Origin of the sequence: Mesorhizobium delmotii (genome assembly GCF_900149755.1) — a bacterium.
Lineage (GTDB): Bacteria > Pseudomonadota > Alphaproteobacteria > Rhizobiales > Rhizobiaceae > Mesorhizobium > Mesorhizobium delmotii.
Genome location: NZ_FUIG01000022.1, coordinates 1 through 17,871, shown reverse-complemented (window position 1 = coordinate 17,871; position 17,871 = coordinate 1). Strand labels below are relative to the sequence as shown.

The following is a 17,871-nucleotide window of genomic DNA, read 5'->3' as shown; positions in this document are numbered from 1 at the left end:
TTGACGGCTCACAGGTATTTCGCCAGTTGCTTGAGTTCCGCCAGCGAGTTGCCGCCGGCTTCCGCGGTGTCCGTCAGGCAATGCTCGATATGATCGTGGATCAGTTCGCGCTTTGCGCTGCTGATGGCGCTCTCCACGGCGTGGAGTTGCTGCGCCAGATCAACGCAAGGACGATGCGCCTCGAACATCGACAGCACCGCCGCGAGGTGGCCTTGCGCGCGCTTCAGACGCTTCACGATAGCAGGATGCGAACGATGGATGCTTACGGACATGCTTCTTTTGTATCCTCCCCCCGGGGATACAGTCAATCTTTTCGACTTACTTTACTTTGCCGCTGAGTGTCCCACAGTCCGAAGAAAACCCTCGGCGCGCCCAGCGACCTGCCACCCTCCTACGGATAGCTTTGCCGGCCGCCGGTTGCGCCGTATTATTTCGTGACCGTGTCGCGCGGGAACCTTCCCTCGCACCACGCGTTCGGGGCGCTGTATTCGTCATGCCTCATATTTAGGCAAACATAGGTGACGGGCGAATACCGGCTGGGAGGCTAATGCATGGGTTGGGGAGGAGCATATTGTGATGTCGAACCGCGAAATTGAAACGTCCCACACATTGGGGCTGCGCGTCGCTAATCTCAAGGCCAGGATGAGAAGCGCCCGTATTACCGAACACGAAATTAAAACGTTTCAGAAGGTCGCCGCCGTCATGGGAGGAGGTGAAGGCTCCCTACGGCTCGATGCCGACGACCTGATTGCGGCGTCTTTCGTTGTCGAGGACGAGCCCAGGACAAACTGACGATCGTGGCGCCCCAGGCGATCAGCCAGGCACCACGTCGGAAGCCAGGAAAGCGGCACGTCCGAGGCTGGCGACCGCTTTCCTGACACGCTGCAAATGCGCCTGGCGCTCCACCGCTGAGACAGTGTCCATCCGATAGAGCGCCAGGAATTTTGTCGAGCACAGCGGATGGCAAACGGAGCGGAAGCCGCGCAGCAGGGTGCGCCGGCCGGGCTGGCCCATGATCCACGACATCAGCGGCGTCGCGCCGCATGTGGTCATTACCAGCACCCGATGTATATGCCGCAATTTGGGGCGTGCGCCACGCTGCGCCGTCGGCATCTCGAAGGCGAAGCCCGGCACCAGCACCCGCTCCAACCAGCCCTTGAGCATGGCCGGCAGGCCGTACCACCAGGTCGGGTAGATGAAGATGACGGCCTCCGCCCAAAGCAGTTCCTGCGCCCGGTCATGCACCGGCGCGAGGTTCGCCGCCTTGTCGTGATAGCCGAGCCATTCGTCGGCGCGCATGATCGGGTCGAAACCGGTCGCGTAGAGGTCGAGGAGATGAACCTCATGGCCGCGTTCGGCAAGCGTCTCCAGCACCGTGTCGCGCACAGCCCCGTTGAAGCTGTCGGTGCAGGGATGGCAATAGACGACAAGGACTTTCATGTTGGGCTCAACCGGCTGGCTTTGCATCATCGCCGGCTTGAAACGCGCATGCAATGGCCTGCGGGACGTCGTCAGCACCGTAATCGAGGCGCCTCTGCGCCGCCCCTCGTTTCTGGATACTCGTATACGAGGATACAGATATCCACACGGGCGGCTTTCTGTTAGCAAGGCTCACCTGACGGGAGAATCGATTGCGCGGACTTGGCGAAGGCTTACTGCAGAAGCCGCTGACGGTGGCGGAGCAAGTGGCGAATGTGCTGCGCGAATCGATTGCCGAGGGCAGCCTGGCGGCCGGCACGCCGCTGCGTCAGGACGACCTGGCCGAGCGGTTCGGCTTCAGCCGCATGCCGGTCCGCGACGCGCTTCGCCAGCTCGAAGCCGAAGGCATCGTGTCGATCCATCCGACCAAGGGCGCGCATGTCGCCAGGATGGACGCTGCCGAGATCAGGGAGATCTTTGCGGTCCGCGCATTGCTCGAAGGCGAAGCGCTGCGGCTCTCGATCCCCAACCTCGGCAAAGAAAAACTAGACGAGGCCGGCTATGTGCTCAACCAGATCGATGCCGAGCCGAATGTCGGCCGCTGGGGAACGCTGAACCGTGCCTTTCATCTGGCCCTTTACAGCGCCTGCGGCAACACAAGGCTGCTCGGCCTGATCGAAGCCCACCACAATGCGGCCGACCGCTACGTTCGCGTTCTCCTGTCCAACCTCGACTATCGCAGCCGCTCGCAGTCGGAGCACCTCGACCTGTTGACGACGTGCCGCCACCGTGACGCCGAGGCAGCCGTCCGCGTCCTGAAAAGGCACCTGAGCGAAGGCATGGAAACGCTCGCCAGGGCTGGAGATGGGCTAGCGGGAAAGTCCTGACCTTGCCGGAGCGCTCTCGCAAAACCATAGCGCCACGACCGAATACCGGCCGGCAACGCCCCTCGCCTAGCGCCGGAGCCAATCCGCCAGGAGTGAGCCTTTGCCGTGCGCTGTCGAAACTCGGCCTGTGCTCGCGCAAGCAGGCAGAGATTCTGGTCGCCGAAGGGCGCGTCCGTGTCGCCGGAAAAATTGTGCGCAACGGCTCGCTGCGCGTCGATCCCGGCCGCGACCGCATCGAGGTCGACGGCAGCCGCGTTGTCGCCGAGCGCAAGGTCTATCTGATGATCAACAAGCCGCGCGGCCTGGTCACCACCCGCGACGACCCGCAGGACCGCGGCACCGTCTATGACTGCCTGGCAGAACTCAACCTGCCCTTCGTGTCGCCGGTCGGCCGCCTCGACAAGGCCAGCGAAGGCCTGCTTTTGATGACCAACGACACGCGCTTCGCCCAGCGCCTGCTCGACCCCGCCTCGCACCTTGCCAAGCTCTATCACGTGCAGATCGGCGCCCTGCCCGACGAGGCCCTGCTGGCGCGGTTGCGCGCCGGCGCCACCGTCGACGGCGAAGATTTGACGGCGCGGTCGATTGAAATCCTGCGCAGCGGCACCAGCACCGCCTGGCTGGAAATCACGCTCGACGAGGGCCGCAACCGCCACATTCGCCGGCTGCTCGGCGCGCACGATGTCGAGGTGCTTCGCCTGGTGCGGGTGGCGATCGGCCCGTTGCAGCTCGGTGAGCTCGCCAAGGGCAAGGCCCGCCACCTCACCGTCGAAGAGCTGGCGCTGTTTGCGGCCTGAGCGAAGGTGCGTCGCTCTCCCTTCTCCCCCTGTGGGAGAAGGCGATGAGGGGCGGCGCCGACTCCGACAACTGAACGCCTTAGCATGAAGCTGCCCGTCGCCTCGACGTAGCCCTTCGAAGTCTATGACATTCTTTACTTCGCGTCGTGGAAGATGATGCCGACGGTGTGGCGCAGGCCGGAGCGAAGCCGGCTGACGCCGTGCCTGAGATTGACGCGGTAGCTGCCTTTGCTGCCCTGGACCGGACGATTGTGGACCGCGAAGGCGACGGCGTCCCCCTGGCGCAGCGGCACCACCTCGGCGCGGCTCTGCATGCGCGGGCGCTGTTCGGTCAGCACGAACTCGCCGCCGGTGAAGTCCTCGCCGGGTTCGGACAGCAGGATCGCCACCTGCAGCGGGAAGGCAAGATCGCCGTAGAGATCCTGATGCAGGCAGTTGAAGTCGCCGGCAATGTATTGCAGCAGGAGCGGCGTCGGCCGCGTCTGGCCCTGCTCGTGGCATTGCTTAAGGAACGCGGCGTGTTCGTCTGGGTAGCGCTGGGCGATGCCCATGCGTTCGTTCCAGTCGTTGGCGACCGCGGCCAGGCGCGGATAGAGCGCGGTGCGCAAGCCGCCGATCAGTTCGGGCAAGGGATAGCGGAAATAGCGATACTCGCCCTTGCCGAAGCCGTGCCGCGCCATGTGGACATGGCTGCGGAAATGGCTTTCGTCGGGATAGAGCCCGGCGATCTCCCGGCATTCTTCCGGCGTCAGCAGCTTTTCCATCACGGCGCAGCCATAGCCGCTCATCCCCTCGGCCAATGCCTGCCAATCATATCCGGCGACCCGTGCTTCCGCCGATCGGACCGCTGCCTTCGAACTTATCGAATGGATGGTCATGGCTCTGCCTCCAATGGCTTCTTCTGCCATCAGAGATGGGTGAAACAGCGCGTGCAAACCACCCGTTTCCTGCCAATGGGTTACGCACAGCGTTCCAGCTTGGGTTCCTCGCCCCCACGAAAGTGGGGGAGAGAGGTGGCTCGGCGAAGCCGAGACGGAGAGGGGGCGCACTACGAAAGCCCCCTCTCCGGCAGCGGAGCCTGTCCTCGGGCTTGCCAAAGGCAAGACCCGTGGGCGGCCACCTCTCCCCCGCTTCGCGGTGGGCGAGGAACCCAGGCTCGAGAGTTCGAGGGACAGCACCCCCCTCTGCCTTGCCAGGCATCTCCCCCGCAAGGGGGAGATCGGCAGCTTCAACGCCCCGTTGTCCTGGATCAGCTTCACCCGCCGCGACGCAGCCATGGATTTCGGCAAAATCTGGCCCATATCCCTGATAGGGAGCTTTGAGCGTGAAACTCGCGCGTGTAGCCCTGATTGCCGCGGCTTTTGTAGCCGCCGTGGTCGTTTGTTCTTCTTCCGCAACCGGAGAGGCGAACGGCCGGGAGAGGATTGCGCTGCGCGTCGAGATAGACGGCGCCATCGGCCCGGCGAGCGCCATGCAGTTCGAGGAAGCGCTGACGGTCGCCGCGGAGCGAAACGCCGAGGTTTTCATCCTTCAGATGAACACGCCCGGCGGGTTGGTCACCAGCATGCGCGAGATTATCGCCGACATACTCGCCTCGCCGGTTCCCGTCATCGGCTATGTCGCGCCCGCCGGCGGGCATGCGGCGAGCGCCGGAACCTACATCCTCTACGCTACCCATGTGGCGGCGATGGCGCCCGGCACCAATCTGGGCGCGGCAACGCCGATCGAGATGGGCGGGCCGCTGCCATCCTTTCCCGGCGGCGACGACAAGAACAATGGCCCGGAAGCCGGCAAGGACCCTAAGAACCCACCGGCGGGCGATGCGATGATCGCCAAGGCGACGAATGACGCGGTTGCCCTGATCCGCAGCCTGGCTGAACTGCGCGGGCGCAATGCCGAATGGGGTGAAAAGGCGGTGCGCGAGGCGGCCAGCCTGTCGGCCAGCGCGGCGCTGCAGGAACGTGTCGTCGACTTCGTCGCCCGCGACACGACCGAACTGCTTCAGCTGGCTGACGGCCGGACGGTGGAAATAGCCGGCAGGAAAGAGGTGCTGGCGACCAAAGGGCTGCCGGTTGAAACGCTGGAGCCCGGCTGGCTCATCCGGCTGCTCGCCGTCATCACCGACCCGAACATCGCCGTGATCCTGATGCTGATCGGCGTTTATGGCCTCGTCTTCGAGTTCACGAGCCCGGGCGCGGTCGCGCCAGGCGTGATCGGCACGATCTGCCTGCTGCTCGGGCTCTATGCGCTCAATCTCCTGCCGATCAGCTATGCTGGCCTTGCCTTGATGCTGCTTGGCATCATCTTCCTCGTCGTCGAGGTCTTTAATCCCACAGTGGTGCTTGGGCTGGGAGGCGTGGCTGCGTTTCTGCTGGGCGCTGCCATGCTGCTCAGGATCGAGGGACCCGGCTTCGAGATGTCGTGGGCCGTTATCGGCACGGCCGCCGTCCTGACGCTCGGCCTGGCGCTGCTGTCCGGCAGCTATCTGTGGGCGGCCCGCAAGAACGTTCCGCGTGTTGGCGCACAGGCCATGCAAGGCCTATCGGCCAAGGTCCTCGACTGGGAGGGCAGCGAGGGCCACGTGCTTGCCCGGGGTGAGCGCTGGCGGGCGAAAGCCGACGAACCCATTGCAGTGGGCGACAGCGTCGAGGTGACTGATGTCAGGGGTCTCGTGCTGACGATACGGCGCCGCAATCTGCGAAGCGAGGGAGCAAGGCAATGATCATCGGTTACGTCGCCTATCTTGTAGCAGCGCTCGTCGTGGTCATGTTCCTGTCCGCGGCCATTCGCATCCTGAGGGAATATCAGCGTGGCGTGGTCTTCACGCTCGGCCGCTTCACCGGGGTCAAGGGCCCCGGCCTCATCATCCTCATCCCCTTCATACAGCAGATGGTGAAGGTCGACCTGCGTGTGGTGGTACAGGACGTGCCGCCGCAGGACGTGATCTCGCGCGACAACGTCTCGGTGAAGGTCAACGCGGTGCTGTATTTTCGTATCGTCGACGCCGAGCGGGCGGTGATCCAGGTCGAGGACTTCATGGCCGCCACCAACCAGCTGGCACAGACCACCTTGCGCTCGGTGCTCGGCAAGCATGAACTCGATGAAATGCTGGCCGAACGTGACAAGCTCAACAGCGATATCCAGGAGATCCTCGATCAGCGGACCGATGCCTGGGGCATCAAGGTCTCCGACGTCGAGATCAAGCATGTCGACCTCAACGAAAACATGGTCCGCGCCATCGCCAAGCAGGCCGAGGCCGAACGGCTGCGGCGTGCCAAAGTGATCAATGCCGACGGCGAACAGCAGGCGGCGGCAAAACTCGTCGAGGCCGGCAAGATGCTGTCCGAGACACCGCAGGCCATGCAGCTGCGCTATTTCGAGGCGCTCCATGACATCGCCGGTGAGCGCTCGTCGACGGTGGTGTTTCCGGTGCCGATGGATCTGCTCGGGCAGTTTTTGAAACTGCAGAGCGGCGGAGGCGCAGGCGGCTGAGCGCGTAATCTCCCCCCTTGAGGGGGAGATGGCCGCGAAGCGGCCAGAGGGGGTCGTCTCACATAAATCGCCGACGCCTTCCTCCACGAGAGACGGCGCTGGCACTCCACGCGCGGCGACCCCCCTCTGTCGCCTTCGGCGACATCTCCCCCCTCAAAGGGGGGAGATCAGCACCTTTCCCGCCGCCATGGCGGCTCCGGTGCGAATCGCTTGCCGATCCAGTCGGCGAAGGCGCGCGTCTTGGCCGCTTGCCCCTTGGCTGAAGGCATCACGACATAGACCGCGCCCTCGTCGGCAAGCGTCCAGTCCTCCAGAACAGGCACCAGCCGCCCGTCGGCGAGCTCGCGCCCGACCAGCCAGTCGGTGCTCATCATCAGGCCGACGCCTTGCACGGCGGCTTCGACCAGCACCTCGGCATCGTCGGTAACCAGCGGCCCTGAGACGTCGATTTGGACGCGGCGGCCCGTGCTGTCGGTCATCTCCCAGGTCGGAAAGGTTTGGAACCCAGTGAAACCCAGGCAGCTATGCTCAAGGAGCGCTTGCGGCGTGGCGGGCGTGCCCCGGCGGGCGAGGTAGGACGGCGCGGCGCACAACAGCCGCCGCCGTGTCGCGACCTTGCGCGCCACCAGGCGCGAATCCTCCAGCGCGCCGAGACGGACGGCGACGTCGAAATTCTCGGCGATGAGATCGACGAAACGGTTGGAGAACTCGGCCTCGATGCGAACATCAGGAAATTCAGCGAGAAATTGCGGCAGCAGCGGCCCGATCCACATGCGCCCGAACGATCCGGGCAGGGCCAGCCGCAGCACGCCGCGCGGCCCGCCGCCGGCTTGCGCCGAGGCCACGCTCTCCGCCTCGTCGACCGCGGCCAGAATGGCGCGGACGCGGACGAGGAACTCGGCGCCCGCCTCGGTCAGAGACACGCTGCGCGTCGTGCGGTGCAGCAGCCGCACGCCGAGCCGTTCCTCAAGCGATGCAAGCCGCCGCGACAGGATCGTCGCGTCGCGCCCGACGCGCGCCGCCGCCTTGGTGAAGGAGCGTGCCTCGGCGATCGCCGCGAAGGCGGCCATTTCGGCGAGTGCTGCCGGCTCATGGGATTGCTGCATAATGCGCAAAACTCAAATGTAAAAACAGAAGATTATGCAGGGATAGCGCAGCAGCTAGTTTCACTCAATCCCAACGAATTGGCCCGTCGGCCGATCAACCGGAGTGAGACCATGAAAGCCATCGAACTGACTGCACCCCGACTGGACGCCTTTCGCGCGGCCACCGTTGCCACACCTGAACCGCAGCGCGGCGAAGTGCTGGTCCGCCTGCGCGCCGCGAGCCTAAATTTCGTCGATGTCGCGGTGGCGAGCGGCAATTATCCCGGGCCGAGCTTCCCGCTCATTCCGGTCGCAGACGGCGCCGGCGAGATCGCCGCGCTCGGCGAGGGCGTCACCAAATACGCCGTGGGCGACCGCGTTATCGCCCATGCGAAACCGCGCTGGATCGGCGGCCGTCCGCGACCCTACGAGATGACGCAGATGCGCGGCCTGACGCTGCCCGGATCGCTCGCCGAATATGTGGCGCTGCCGGCCAATGCCGTCGTGCCGACACCGGCGCATCTGTCCTTCGAAGCGGCGGCGACGCTGCCGATTGCCGCGACCACCGCCTGGAACGCGACCCGCGCCGCCGATGTCGGGCCGGGATCGGTCGTTGTGCTGCTTGGCACCGGCGGCGTCTCGATCTTGACCTTGCAATTGGCCAAGGCGGCCGGCGCCACCGTCATCATCACCTCGTCGTCGGACGAAAAGCTGGAACGCGCCAGGGCGCTCGGCGCCGATCACCTCATCAACTACCGCACGACGCCGGATTGGGACGGCAAGGTGCTGAAACTAACCGACGACCTCGGCGCCGACCTGATCGTCGAGACCGGCGGCTCGGCCACCTTCGCCCGCGCGGTCAACGCCACGGCGCCAGGCGGCACGCTATTCACCATCGGCTTCGTCACCGGCGCCGAGGCCATGGTCGATCTGCTGCCGATCATCATCAAGGCGCTTAGGGTGGTGGGCAACAACACCGGCTCGGTATCCGACCTGCGCGACGCCGCCCGCGCCATCGGCGCCGCCGGCATCGAGCCGGTCATCGACAAGGTGTACAGCCAGGACCGAGCAGCCGAGGCCTACGCACACATGGCGGCCGGCGGCCGGCATTTCGGCAAGCTGGCGTTTCGGTTGGAGTGGTGAGTGGATGATTTAACGATTGGCGAAAGCGGATGAAGCTGCCGATCTCCCCCCTTGCGGGGGAGATGTCCGGCAGGACAGAGGGGGTGTGCAGGATCGCCAGCCCTTCCCTACTTGATGTGTTCCATCCAACCTGCCGGAAGGTACGCTACGATTCTCCGACAGGCCGGAGGGACAGCACCCCCCTCTGCCCTGCCCGCAGCTTCATCGATTTTTCTTGACCTACAAGTACAGAATCGCTACCACCATCGGCCATGGGAAGACTGAAGCAATTCGACCCCGAGGCCGCTGTGGCCGCCGCGACGGATCTGTTCTGGCGCCAGGGCTATGGCGCGACGACCCCGGCCGACCTCGTCGACGCGCTCGGCATCGGCAAGGGCAGCCTCTACAACACCTTCGACAACAAGCGGGCGCTGTTCGAGCAGGCATTGCGCCATTACGGTGATGCGCGCGTGGCGGCCCTGCTTACCGTGCTGAACCGGCCAGGCCCGGCAAGGGCGCGGCTGCAGGCAGCGCTCGAGCGGCTTGCTGCGCCGGAGATCGCCCATCTGCGGCGGCGCGGCTGCATGGGAGTGAACACGGTTGCCGAGCTTGGCGGGCGCGACGCGGCCGCCACCGTAATCGTGCACTCGATTTTCGAGCGCATGGAACGCGCGCTGCAGGCGACGATCGAGGAGGGGCAGCGCAATGGCGAGCTCGATGCCGGCCGCGATGCCAAGGCGTTGGCCAGCCTGCTGATGACGACGATCCTGGGTATGACCGTGATCGCAAAAATGTCCGACCGAACCGAGCAATTGCACCGCGTCGTGCATGCCGTGATGTCGTTGATCTAGCCCAGCCAGGCAATGATAGGCCCGCAGAAGCGAGCCTTTCGTCACGACAAATTTTGTACCTTTAGTTCAAGAATCGCCGCATCGTCCTCAACCCGCAACATCGGAGAAACCTCATGACCCTGTCCCTGCAGAAAAACACCGGCTCGGACGCTTCGAAGCTCGAGGCCAACAAGGCGATCGTACTGGCCTTCTATGAAGCCGCCATCAACCGCACGGATTTCGAGGCTGCCTCGAAGTTCCTCGGCAGCCGCTACGTCCAGCACAATCCCTTGATTGCCGACGGCATCGAAGGCTTCAAGGACTTCCTCGCCTTCCTGCGGGAAAACTTCCCAGGCCTGCGCGCCGAGGTCAAGCGGGTCTTCGCCGACGGCGACTTCGTCACCGCGCACACGCATGGCGTGCGCGTGCCGGGCGACCGCGGCTCGGCCATCGTCGACATCTTCCGGCTCGAGGAAGGCAAGATCGTCGAGCACTGGGACGTCATCCAGCCGATCCCGGAACAGCCGCTCAACCAAAACGGGATGTTTTGATTGAAGCAGATCAGACGCTGAAGCCGCCGATCTCCCCCCACTTGGGGGGGAGCCTGGTGGTGTCACTGTGTGGGCGCTGTCTTTGCAACGTTGGAGATTGGCGAAAGCCCAGGATGACGGCCGATCTCCCCCCGTGTGGGGGAGATTGGCTACTTCGCCGTCTCGCCCTAAATCAGCTTCTCCAGCGTGATCGGCAGATCCCGCACCCTTTTGCCGGTGGCGTGGAACACCGCATTGGCGATCGCCGGCGCCACGCCGACGATGCCGAGTTCGCCCACACCCTTGCCGCCGAGCGCCGAGGAATGCGGGTCGGGGATGCCGACCGAGATCACCTCGATGTCGGGAATGTCGGCATTGGTTGCGATGAGATAGTCGGCCAAATTGTTGTTGACGATGCGGCCGTGGCGGCGGTCGACGATGCCTTCCTCCAGCAGCGCCTGGCCGATGCCCATGATGATGCCGCCCTTCCACTGGCTTTCGGCGAGCTTGGGGTTGTAGAGCCGGCCTGAATCCAGCGCCGACACCACGCGCGATACGCGAACCGTGCCAAAATCCTCGTCGACGCGCACCTCGATGAAATGCGCGCACCAGCTGTGGCGGGAATAGTCGCCCTCGGTGTGCGACAGCGCCGTCGCGATGGTCGTGTAGTTCTTGTAGCGATCGTCAGCCGTCGAATTGGCCGGCATGGTGTCGCCCATCGCCTCGATCTGGCTGCGTCCGACGCTATCGAGCAGCTCGGCGATCGAGACTTCAGGGCCGTCGCCACGCGGTGAAGCGATGCGGCCATTGGCAACGACCAGGGTGTTGGCCTGCAGCGCATGGAACGGTGAATTTGGATCGCTGATCGCCAGCCCGACCAGCTGGTCGAGCGCGGCGGTCGCCGCCTTGTGCACCGCGCCCGTCATCACCCCCGCCAGCCGCGAACCGCCGGTGACGCCGGCGCGGGCATAGCGGGAGTCTCCCAGCTTCACTACGACGTTCTCAGCCGGCACGCCCACCACTTCGGCGGCGGTCTGCGCCAGGATCGTATAGGTGCCCTGCCCCATGTCGATGCTCGAGCTTTCGACCTCGACCGAGCCGTCGGCGAGGATGCGCACCATCGCCTCGCCATAGGCACGCCGCACCGGATAGGTGCCGGCGGCTATACCCCAGCCGATCAGCTGATCGCCGTCGCGCATCGAGCGCGGCTCTGGTGCACGTTTCGACCAGCCGAAGGCCTCAGCACCGGTAGCGAAAGCCTCGCGCAGCTGCCGTGTCGACCACGGCTTTTTCGCCTCCGGATCCTGTTCGGCATAGTTCCTGAGCCGGATTTCCAGCGGATCGATGCCGACCTCGTAAGCCAGTTCGTCGATCGCGCTTTCGATGCCGAAGGCGCTCGGGTTCTCGCCCGGCGCGCGCAACGCCCCCGGCACCACCGTATTCACCCGCACGACATTCTGCCGCGACGAGAAATTCGGTGTCGCATACATGATCGAGGTGACCGAACCGAGCGGCTCGACCCACATGCCGTCGACCGAGGTCTCGTTGACGCCGCGATGCACGATCGACTGGATCCGTCCCTCTGCGTCGGCGCCGAGCGCCACCGTCTGGCGCGTCGCCGCCCGTCCGCCATAGGCGGTGAAGGTCTGCGGCCTGGTGACCGCCAGCTTCACCGGCCGCCCCAGCATTCTCGCGGCCATCGCCGCCACCGCGCCGTAGCCGTAAGCGAACGCCTTGGAGCCGAAGCCGCCGCCGATATAGGGCGAGACCAGGCGCACATTCTCGAACGGCACGCCGAACCATTCGGCATAGGTCCGCGCCATGCCGTCGAGCCATTGGCTGGGCTCCCACACCGTCAGCCGCTCGCCCTGCCAATGCGCGATCAGGCCGTGCGGCTCCATCGGCGCCTGGTATTCGCGCGGCGTGTTGTAGGCGGCGCAGATCCGCACCGGGGCGGCGGCGAAAGCCGCTTGCGCATCGCCCCATTCCTTGGTCATCGTGTCGACCGGAATGCCGTCGCCGGCGTTTGGATCGTCGAGATCGACGATTGCCGGCGTCTCGTCATAGGCGACCTTGACCAGTGCTGCGGCCGCAACGGCCTGCTCGAAGCTCTCGGCCACCACCGCCGCGACATGCTGGCCGTTGAAGGTGATGTCGCGCGCCAGCGGGCAATAGGGAATATCCGGCGGCGGCGTGCCCAGCCAGTCCGTCGCGGTGTTGAGGCGCAACGCATTGTCCGGCGTCAGCACCAGAAGCACGCCCGGCGAGGCTTGAGCCGCTGCCGTGTCAATCGAACGCACCTTGCCGGCGGCAATCGTGCTCTCGACGAGGATCGCGTGGCTGAGCCCTTCGAACTGCTGCTCGACCGCGTATTTTGCGGCGCCGGTGATCTTGGCCGGGCCATCGACCCGCGACAGCCGCCCGCCCACTGCCTCCGCGAGGATGGCGCCGTCGGAAGCGTCGCCCCTCTTCGAATCACCATGTCTTGATCTGACGTCGTGAACGGTCATACCGTTTCTCCCATCTTGAGGATGGCGCGGGCGACGACGCGCGGCGCCAGTTCGATCTTGTAATGGTTGGCGCCGTGGTCGACGGCGCCCTCGATGGCGAGCTGGCTGGCGCGCCGGACCGTGTCGGGCTCCAGCAGCTTGCCTTTCAGCGCCTCTTCCACGGCGCGAGCGCGCCACGGCTTGGTGGCGGCACCGCCGAGCGCCACGCGCAAATCCCTGATCGTCCTTCCGTCAGCCTCGAACTCGATGCCGACGGCGGCGCTCGCGGCGGCGAATTCGTAGGACTGCCGGTCGCGGACCTTCAGATAAGTCGAGCGTTTGGCGGCGGCGGAAGCAGGAATACTGATCGCGGTGATCATCTCGCCTGGCGCGATCGCATGTTCGCGCTCCGGCGTAGTACCCGGCGCCAGGAAAAAGTTGTCGACCGCGACCTGGCGGTCGCCGAGATGAACGATCGCGTCGAAGGCAACGAGCGCTGTCGCCAGATCGCCGGGATAGGTGGCGATGCAGGCTTCGCTGGTGCCGAGCACGGCATGGCCGCGGGTGACGCCGCCGATCGCCGAGCAGCCGCTGCCGGGCGTGCGCTTGTTGCAGGTGGGGAAATTCGCCGGATCGCGGAAATACGGGCAGCGCGTGCGCTGCATCAGATTGCCGCCGATGGTCGCCATGTTGCGGAGCTGCGCCGAGGCCGCCTGCCACAGCGCTTCCGACACGGCGGGGAACCGGCTCTTGACGTCGGCATGGTCGGCGACGTTGCTCATCCTTGCCAACGCTCCGATCGTGGCGCCCCGGTCATCGACCGTGATCCCATCCAGTCCCTTGAGATGGGTGATGTCGACCACGGTTTCGGGTTCGGTGACGCCGCATTTGGCGAGATCGATGAGCGTCGTGCCGCCGGCAAGCAGCATGGCACCCGGCAGCGCCGCCGCCCGGCGTGCCGCATCGACGGAATTGGCGCGCAGATACGAAAAATCCCTCATGACGCGGTCTCCATGGATGACGCAACCTCCAGTGCCGCCTGGCGCACGGCGGCGACGATGTGCGGATAGGCGCCACAACGGCAGAGATTGCCCGCCATATATTCGCGGATCTCGTCATCCGAGCCGGTATGGCCCTCGCGGATACAGGCGACAGCCGACATGATCTGGCCCGGCGTGCAGTAACCGCACTGGAAGGCGTCCTGTTCGAGGAAAGCGGCCTGCACCGCGTGCAGCGTGCCGTCGCCGTTGGCGAGCCCTTCGATTGATGTGATCGCCCTGCCCTCGGCCTGGGCGGCGAGCGTCAGGCAGGCCAGGACACGCTGGCCGTCGACATGCACGGTGCAGGCGCCGCATTGGCCCTGGTCGCAGCCCTTCTTGGTCCCGGTCAGGCCGAGATGATCGCGCAAGGCGTCGAGCAGCGTGACGCGCGGCTCGACCTCCAGTTCATGAAGATATCCGTTGATTTGAAGTTGGATGGGAATTCGGGTTTTGCTTGTCATGGGGCGTCTGGCTCCAGTTGCTTGACGCGAAGGGGGATGATCTGGTGCCTGGCCGGCGAGCGGCAAGGCCGGGGAAGCTCGGCGAAAGCGGCGGCGCGCATAATCTCCCCCTTGAGGGGGAGATGGCCGCGAAGCGGCCAGAGGGGGTCGCCTCGCATAGAGCGCCATCTGCCGCAGGAGGTCGTGCCCGGTCGAACCGACCCCCTCTGTCGCCTTCGGCGACATCTCCCCCTCGAGGGGGGAGATCACGCTCTCGCCGCCTTGCAAGCTCTCGACACGTGACATACCGGTCCCCTGGTTATATGATAAAGGTGCTCCACTAAAACGGAGGCGCCTCCGTTTATCACGTGGGGAGTGGACCCGTCCGGTTCAAGCCCCGTATTTGCAGTGGAGAAAATTTTGGCTTCGCAGCCGCCCGCAACCGCCAAAGACGAGCCCGACGCGACAGCGGCAAAACCGCTGCGTGCCGATGCGCAGCGCAACCGCGACGCGCTGGTCGAGGCAGCAGCAGCGGCCTTTGCCACGCATGGCGCCGATGCCTCGCTGGAGGAGATCGCGCGCCAGGCCGGCGTCGGCATCGGCACGCTCTACCGGCATTTTCCGACGCGCGAGCATCTGGTCGAGGTGGTCTACCGGCGCGAAGTGGAAAGCCTGTGCGCGGCCGCCGACGAGCTCGCTCTTCACCACCCGCCCGACGTTGCGCTCGAACAGTGGATGCAGCGCTTCGTCGACTACATCGCCACCAAGCGCGGGCTGGCGACGAGCCTGCGTATCCTGCTCAACACCAATTCAGCCCTGTTCTCGGACATGTCCGGCCGGGTGACACTCGCCTTGCGGCACCTGATCGAAGCGGCGGTCGCCGACGGCTCGATCCGCGGCGACGTCGACGCCTCCGACGTTCTGCACGCGCTGGGCGGCATCTATTCGGCGCCCGATACCGAGGACTGGCGCGACCGCTCGCGCCGGCTGGTCTCGCTGCTGATGGACGGGCTGAGGTTTGGGGCTGGCAAGTCCGCGAAGGGCGGGTGAAGGCTGGGCTGCCGAAAGCGCGGCGCTGGGGACGAAGTCCGCTTTGCGGCAGCAGCTGCCTCACCCAGGGTTATAAATATTCGCGGACAAACATGCCCGCGCTGTGAAGAGTGCGGCGACCGGCACTCAATCCTGCATTCCAAACCGGCCAAGCGTGAATCATATACGGCCAAATTTCGAGACGTACTTTGACGTCAGCCGCGCCAGCGGCTTCCGCGAGCCGAGTTGCGTCCGACAACAGCGTCTCGGCCGAACCGACTTGTATCAGCATTGGGGGAAATCCGCTCAGATCGGCGAACAACGGCGAGATCAGGGGATCGCGCCGACCAACGCCATGGGGAACATAGGCGGTGGCCAGTTCCTCCAAATACGCCCGGTGGATGATAGGGTCGATCATGTCCTTAGTTGATAGTGTCGCGCCGGACATCGAAAGGTCCGTCCAGGGCGAGACCAGCCAAAGACATCGCGGCAACCGCTCCCCTGCCGCGCACAATATACTGACCAAGCACAGGGTGAGGTTGCCGCCCGCACTGTCTCCGCCAATCACGATGCGATCCGGCGCGATCCCTTGCCGGCTCAGAAAGCGCCATGCGGTGAGTGCGTCTTCATGTTGCGCAGGGAAAGGATGTTCCGGTGCGCGTCGATAGTCGAACGCGAGGGTGCGCATTCCCATTGCTCGACCTGCCTCGGTCACCATTCGACGATGACTTTGGAGAGAGCCGGAGCAGTAGCCACCACCGTGGAAAAAGAGCAGAACCTTATCCCTGTCACTCTCAGGCGCTAGCGACCACTCTCCCTCGAGGCCGTCAAAAACCGCATCCTCGCATCGGATGTCGTCCGCAATCGGCCACACCGAACCAACCTCGTCGAGCCGCGCCCGGCGTTCGTCCCAGTCCACCGGTCGTGGCTTTGAGGTCAACAACCTGCGGACGGCGTTGATCTCCGTCAGATCGAGGTGTTCGTCCGCATCGCTCATTTTGCTTCCCTAGCCTCATCAAGCTTAGAAAACCGGCGGACAGCAACAGCCACACGTCATTCATAAGTGCCAATGCCAGCGCTGGGAACTTTTCGTTACAATTGCGCCACGGCGAATACACGGGACGACAGGTCGCCCGTAAACCCGCTCGTCATCTTTTAGCACTGCCCCCCGCACATGCCAGCGGAGCAAGAACGAGCAACTCCGCGCTGAATTGCGTCCGGTGCGAAATCCTATGCGAACAAGCCGACTGCTCGATCGTAAAAATGGTCGAGAGCGCAGCGCCTGGCGGCAATCCGGGCGGCTTCAAGCAATTCCTCGCGACCCGAGGCGCCGTCCTTATAGGTTGCGATGACCGCGCGCGCGATCATTTCGGCGTCCTCGTTGTCAAGCTCCGCTTGGCTGGACCGCAAAATTTCCCGAACCACACCCCTCAAGAGATCCAGTTCAATGGTTGAAAAAACGCCCATATGGGGCGCGGATGTGCACTCCACTGCCATCTGAATTCCTCCCGTCGTCACGATATCAAACACATGAGAGATTACAACTAAAGTATTAGGCGCTTCGGAGATCGTTCGGCACCCGAACACCGCTGCAACCTTGCTATGCCGCATTTGCCCGAAGTGCCGCGAAATGCTTTTCTCACGTTGGGCTAACAGAAAATGGTGCCATCTCATTGCCGAAGCGTCCGCAGACAGCGATCGACGTCGAGGAGATGGACGGCCGCTGGTATATTAAAGTGAACGTCGAGGGTCGCGACCGGCGTCCTTGGCCCCTTCAAATCACGTGAAGATGCACGGCGAACGAGCAGCGCGATCGATTGAGAGATGAAGGCAAATATTAGCGTTTGAGGCGGTTGCCAGACGCAACGCCTTACTGAAACACGTTGCGCCGCATGACGTGCAAACGTCGCTAATGGGATCAGACCGGCTATCGGTGGAGTACTCATGAAGAAGACTGTCGTTAGGGTTGTCTGTGCCATCGGCCAAGCGGGGCAGATTGGCCTCGATGGGCGCCTTCCCTGGGAAGGCAACCGGTCGCCGGAGTTCGTCGCCGACGTTGCACGGTTTTTCGACGTCACGAGAGGACACGTCTTGCTCGCCGGCCCCAAGACGATCGCGAGCGTTCCGGATTTTGCTCGCGCGGATCGGGAACTTGTCGTTGTTCGCTCCAGCATGGATCCCGAGGACACGCTCCAACGCTTTGCCGGCCGTGTCGTTTTCATCGGCGGCGGTCCACCGGTGTGGGACGCCTACGCGCGCTTCGTCAGCCACTGGGATGTCACCCGGCTGCCCTATGACGGGCCGGCGGACCGCTGGTTCGATGCAAGATGGCTTACGGGAGGTGGCGAAGTTGCCAGAAATCACCGCGACCAATGAAGGCTCGGCCGTTTCGATCCGCGAACATTTAGACCTCGTCGCGACCCAAGTTCCAGTCCGCATTTTCTGCGACTTTGCGGCAGCTGATCTAAGCGGCGGTCGCCGATGGCTCGATCAGCAGCGACGCCTCCGACGTACTGCACGCGCTGGGCGGCATCTATTCAGGCGCCCGACACCGAGGACTGGCGCGACCGCTCGCGCCGGCTGGTGTCGCTGCTGATGGACGGGTTGAGGTTTGGGGCTGGCAAGGGCACCAAGGGTAGTGGGTGAAGGCTGGGCCGCCGAAAGCGCGGCGCTAGACGAAGTCGGCTACGGAGTTGATAGGTTTCCCAATC

At 64.5% G+C, this 17,871-nt stretch carries 19 protein-coding genes and 1 pseudogene; 11 read left to right on the top strand and 9 right to left on the bottom strand.

Going from position 1 to position 17,871, the window contains the following annotated elements:
* Positions 1-8: 8 nt before the first annotated feature.
* Entirely contained in the window at positions 9-272 is a 264-nt protein-coding gene (locus tag BQ8482_RS12890; RefSeq protein WP_095491135.1) for a metal-sensing transcriptional repressor, read from the bottom strand.
* 304 nt (positions 273-576) lie between these two features.
* Here BQ8482_RS12890 and BQ8482_RS12885 point away from each other — a divergent pair, with 304 nt between their 5' ends.
* Entirely contained in the window at positions 577-792 is a 216-nt protein-coding gene (locus tag BQ8482_RS12885) for a hypothetical protein (protein ID WP_095491134.1), read from the top strand.
* A gap of 21 nt (positions 793-813) precedes the next feature.
* Here BQ8482_RS12885 and BQ8482_RS12880 read toward each other — a convergent pair whose 3' ends face one another.
* Positions 814-1,440 carry an NAD(P)H-dependent oxidoreductase gene (locus tag BQ8482_RS12880; RefSeq protein ID WP_123148054.1) on the bottom strand — a complete coding sequence of 209 codons (627 nt, stop codon included), beginning with the start codon at positions 1,438-1,440 and terminating at the stop codon, positions 814-816.
* Between the two features lie 191 nt (positions 1,441-1,631).
* Between BQ8482_RS12880 and BQ8482_RS12875 the strand changes: the two genes are divergently transcribed.
* Together BQ8482_RS12875 and BQ8482_RS12870 are read left to right on the top strand one after the other, a co-directional pair.
* Positions 1,632-2,306, top strand: coding sequence for a GntR family transcriptional regulator (locus tag BQ8482_RS12875; RefSeq protein WP_165848551.1), 675 nt, complete (start codon positions 1,632-1,634; stop codon positions 2,304-2,306).
* 92 nt (positions 2,307-2,398) lie between these two features.
* Entirely contained in the window at positions 2,399-3,103 is a 705-nt protein-coding gene (locus BQ8482_RS12870; RefSeq protein WP_165848550.1) for a pseudouridine synthase, read from the top strand.
* 134 nt (positions 3,104-3,237) lie between these two features.
* On the opposite strand, the gene BQ8482_RS12865 is transcribed toward BQ8482_RS12870, so the two are convergent.
* Positions 3,238-3,981, bottom strand: a complete 744-nt coding sequence (locus BQ8482_RS12865; RefSeq protein ID WP_123148051.1) for a 2OG-Fe(II) oxygenase — start codon at positions 3,979-3,981, stop codon at positions 3,238-3,240.
* A gap of 446 nt (positions 3,982-4,427) precedes the next feature.
* On the opposite strand from BQ8482_RS12865, the gene BQ8482_RS12860 reads away from it, so the two are divergent.
* Together BQ8482_RS12860 and BQ8482_RS12855 are read left to right on the top strand one after the other, a co-directional pair.
* Entirely contained in the window at positions 4,428-5,825 is a 1,398-nt protein-coding gene (locus BQ8482_RS12860) for an NfeD family protein (RefSeq protein ID WP_123148050.1), read from the top strand.
* Positions 5,822-6,595 carry a slipin family protein gene (locus BQ8482_RS12855; protein ID WP_123147982.1) on the top strand — a complete coding sequence of 258 codons (774 nt, stop codon included), beginning with the start codon at positions 5,822-5,824 and terminating at the stop codon, positions 6,593-6,595. Before BQ8482_RS12860 ends, BQ8482_RS12855 begins: the two co-directional genes overlap by 4 nt.
* Before the next feature lie 167 nt (positions 6,596-6,762).
* Here BQ8482_RS12855 and BQ8482_RS12850 read toward each other — a convergent pair whose 3' ends face one another.
* Positions 6,763-7,701 (bottom strand): LysR family transcriptional regulator, encoded by a 939-nt coding sequence (locus BQ8482_RS12850; protein ID WP_123147981.1) that lies wholly within the window; start codon positions 7,699-7,701, stop codon positions 6,763-6,765.
* Positions 7,702-7,812: 111 nt separating this feature from the next.
* Between BQ8482_RS12850 and BQ8482_RS12845 the strand changes: the two genes are divergently transcribed.
* The 3 genes from BQ8482_RS12845 (at position 7,813) to BQ8482_RS12835 (ending at position 10,183) form a co-directional block, all read left to right on the top strand.
* Complete coding sequence (locus BQ8482_RS12845) at positions 7,813-8,823, top strand: zinc-dependent alcohol dehydrogenase family protein (RefSeq protein ID WP_123147980.1); 1,011 nt, start codon at positions 7,813-7,815, stop codon at positions 8,821-8,823.
* A 251-nt stretch (positions 8,824-9,074) separates the two neighbouring features.
* Complete coding sequence (locus tag BQ8482_RS12840) at positions 9,075-9,653, top strand: TetR/AcrR family transcriptional regulator (RefSeq protein WP_123147979.1); 579 nt, start codon at positions 9,075-9,077, stop codon at positions 9,651-9,653.
* A gap of 113 nt (positions 9,654-9,766) precedes the next feature.
* Entirely contained in the window at positions 9,767-10,183 is a 417-nt protein-coding gene (locus BQ8482_RS12835) for a nuclear transport factor 2 family protein (RefSeq protein ID WP_123147978.1), read from the top strand.
* Positions 10,184-10,350: 167 nt separating this feature from the next.
* On the opposite strand, the gene BQ8482_RS12830 is transcribed toward BQ8482_RS12835, so the two are convergent.
* From BQ8482_RS12830 to BQ8482_RS12820, 3 genes are read right to left on the bottom strand one after another with little or no spacing between them, the layout of a single operon-like run.
* The gene (locus tag BQ8482_RS12830) at positions 10,351-12,672 is read right to left on the bottom strand and encodes a xanthine dehydrogenase family protein molybdopterin-binding subunit (protein ID WP_123147977.1); all 2,322 of its coding nucleotides are present in this window, start codon (positions 12,670-12,672) and stop codon (positions 10,351-10,353) included.
* The gene (locus tag BQ8482_RS12825) at positions 12,669-13,652 is read right to left on the bottom strand and encodes an FAD binding domain-containing protein (RefSeq protein WP_123147976.1); all 984 of its coding nucleotides are present in this window, start codon (positions 13,650-13,652) and stop codon (positions 12,669-12,671) included. Before BQ8482_RS12825 ends, BQ8482_RS12830 begins: the two co-directional genes overlap by 4 nt.
* Positions 13,649-14,152 carry a (2Fe-2S)-binding protein gene (locus BQ8482_RS12820; protein ID WP_123147975.1) on the bottom strand — a complete coding sequence of 168 codons (504 nt, stop codon included), beginning with the start codon at positions 14,150-14,152 and terminating at the stop codon, positions 13,649-13,651. The genes BQ8482_RS12825 and BQ8482_RS12820 overlap by 4 nt, the downstream gene beginning before the upstream one ends.
* Before the next feature lie 399 nt (positions 14,153-14,551).
* On the opposite strand from BQ8482_RS12820, the gene BQ8482_RS12810 reads away from it, so the two are divergent.
* The gene (locus tag BQ8482_RS12810) at positions 14,552-15,181 is read left to right on the top strand and encodes a TetR/AcrR family transcriptional regulator (protein WP_123148049.1); all 630 of its coding nucleotides are present in this window, start codon (positions 14,552-14,554) and stop codon (positions 15,179-15,181) included.
* 70 nt (positions 15,182-15,251) lie between these two features.
* Here BQ8482_RS12810 and BQ8482_RS12805 read toward each other — a convergent pair whose 3' ends face one another.
* Positions 15,252-16,157, bottom strand: coding sequence for an alpha/beta hydrolase (locus BQ8482_RS12805; RefSeq protein WP_123147974.1), 906 nt, complete (start codon positions 16,155-16,157; stop codon positions 15,252-15,254).
* Between the two features lie 233 nt (positions 16,158-16,390).
* A complete protein-coding gene (locus BQ8482_RS37675; protein ID WP_133254762.1) occupies positions 16,391-16,834 on the bottom strand; it encodes a hypothetical protein in 444 nt (147 codons plus the stop codon).
* A 270-nt stretch (positions 16,835-17,104) separates the two neighbouring features.
* Between BQ8482_RS37675 and BQ8482_RS12795 the strand changes: the two genes are divergently transcribed.
* Together BQ8482_RS12795 and BQ8482_RS12790 are read left to right on the top strand one after the other, a co-directional pair.
* Positions 17,105-17,536: a dihydrofolate reductase gene (locus tag BQ8482_RS12795; protein WP_123147972.1), complete on the top strand. Its 432-nt coding sequence runs from the start codon at positions 17,105-17,107 to the stop codon at positions 17,534-17,536.
* 92 nt (positions 17,537-17,628) lie between these two features.
* Positions 17,629-17,806: pseudogene (locus BQ8482_RS12790) on the top strand (TetR family transcriptional regulator); the annotation flags it as partial.
* Positions 17,807-17,871: the final 65 nt, after the last annotated feature.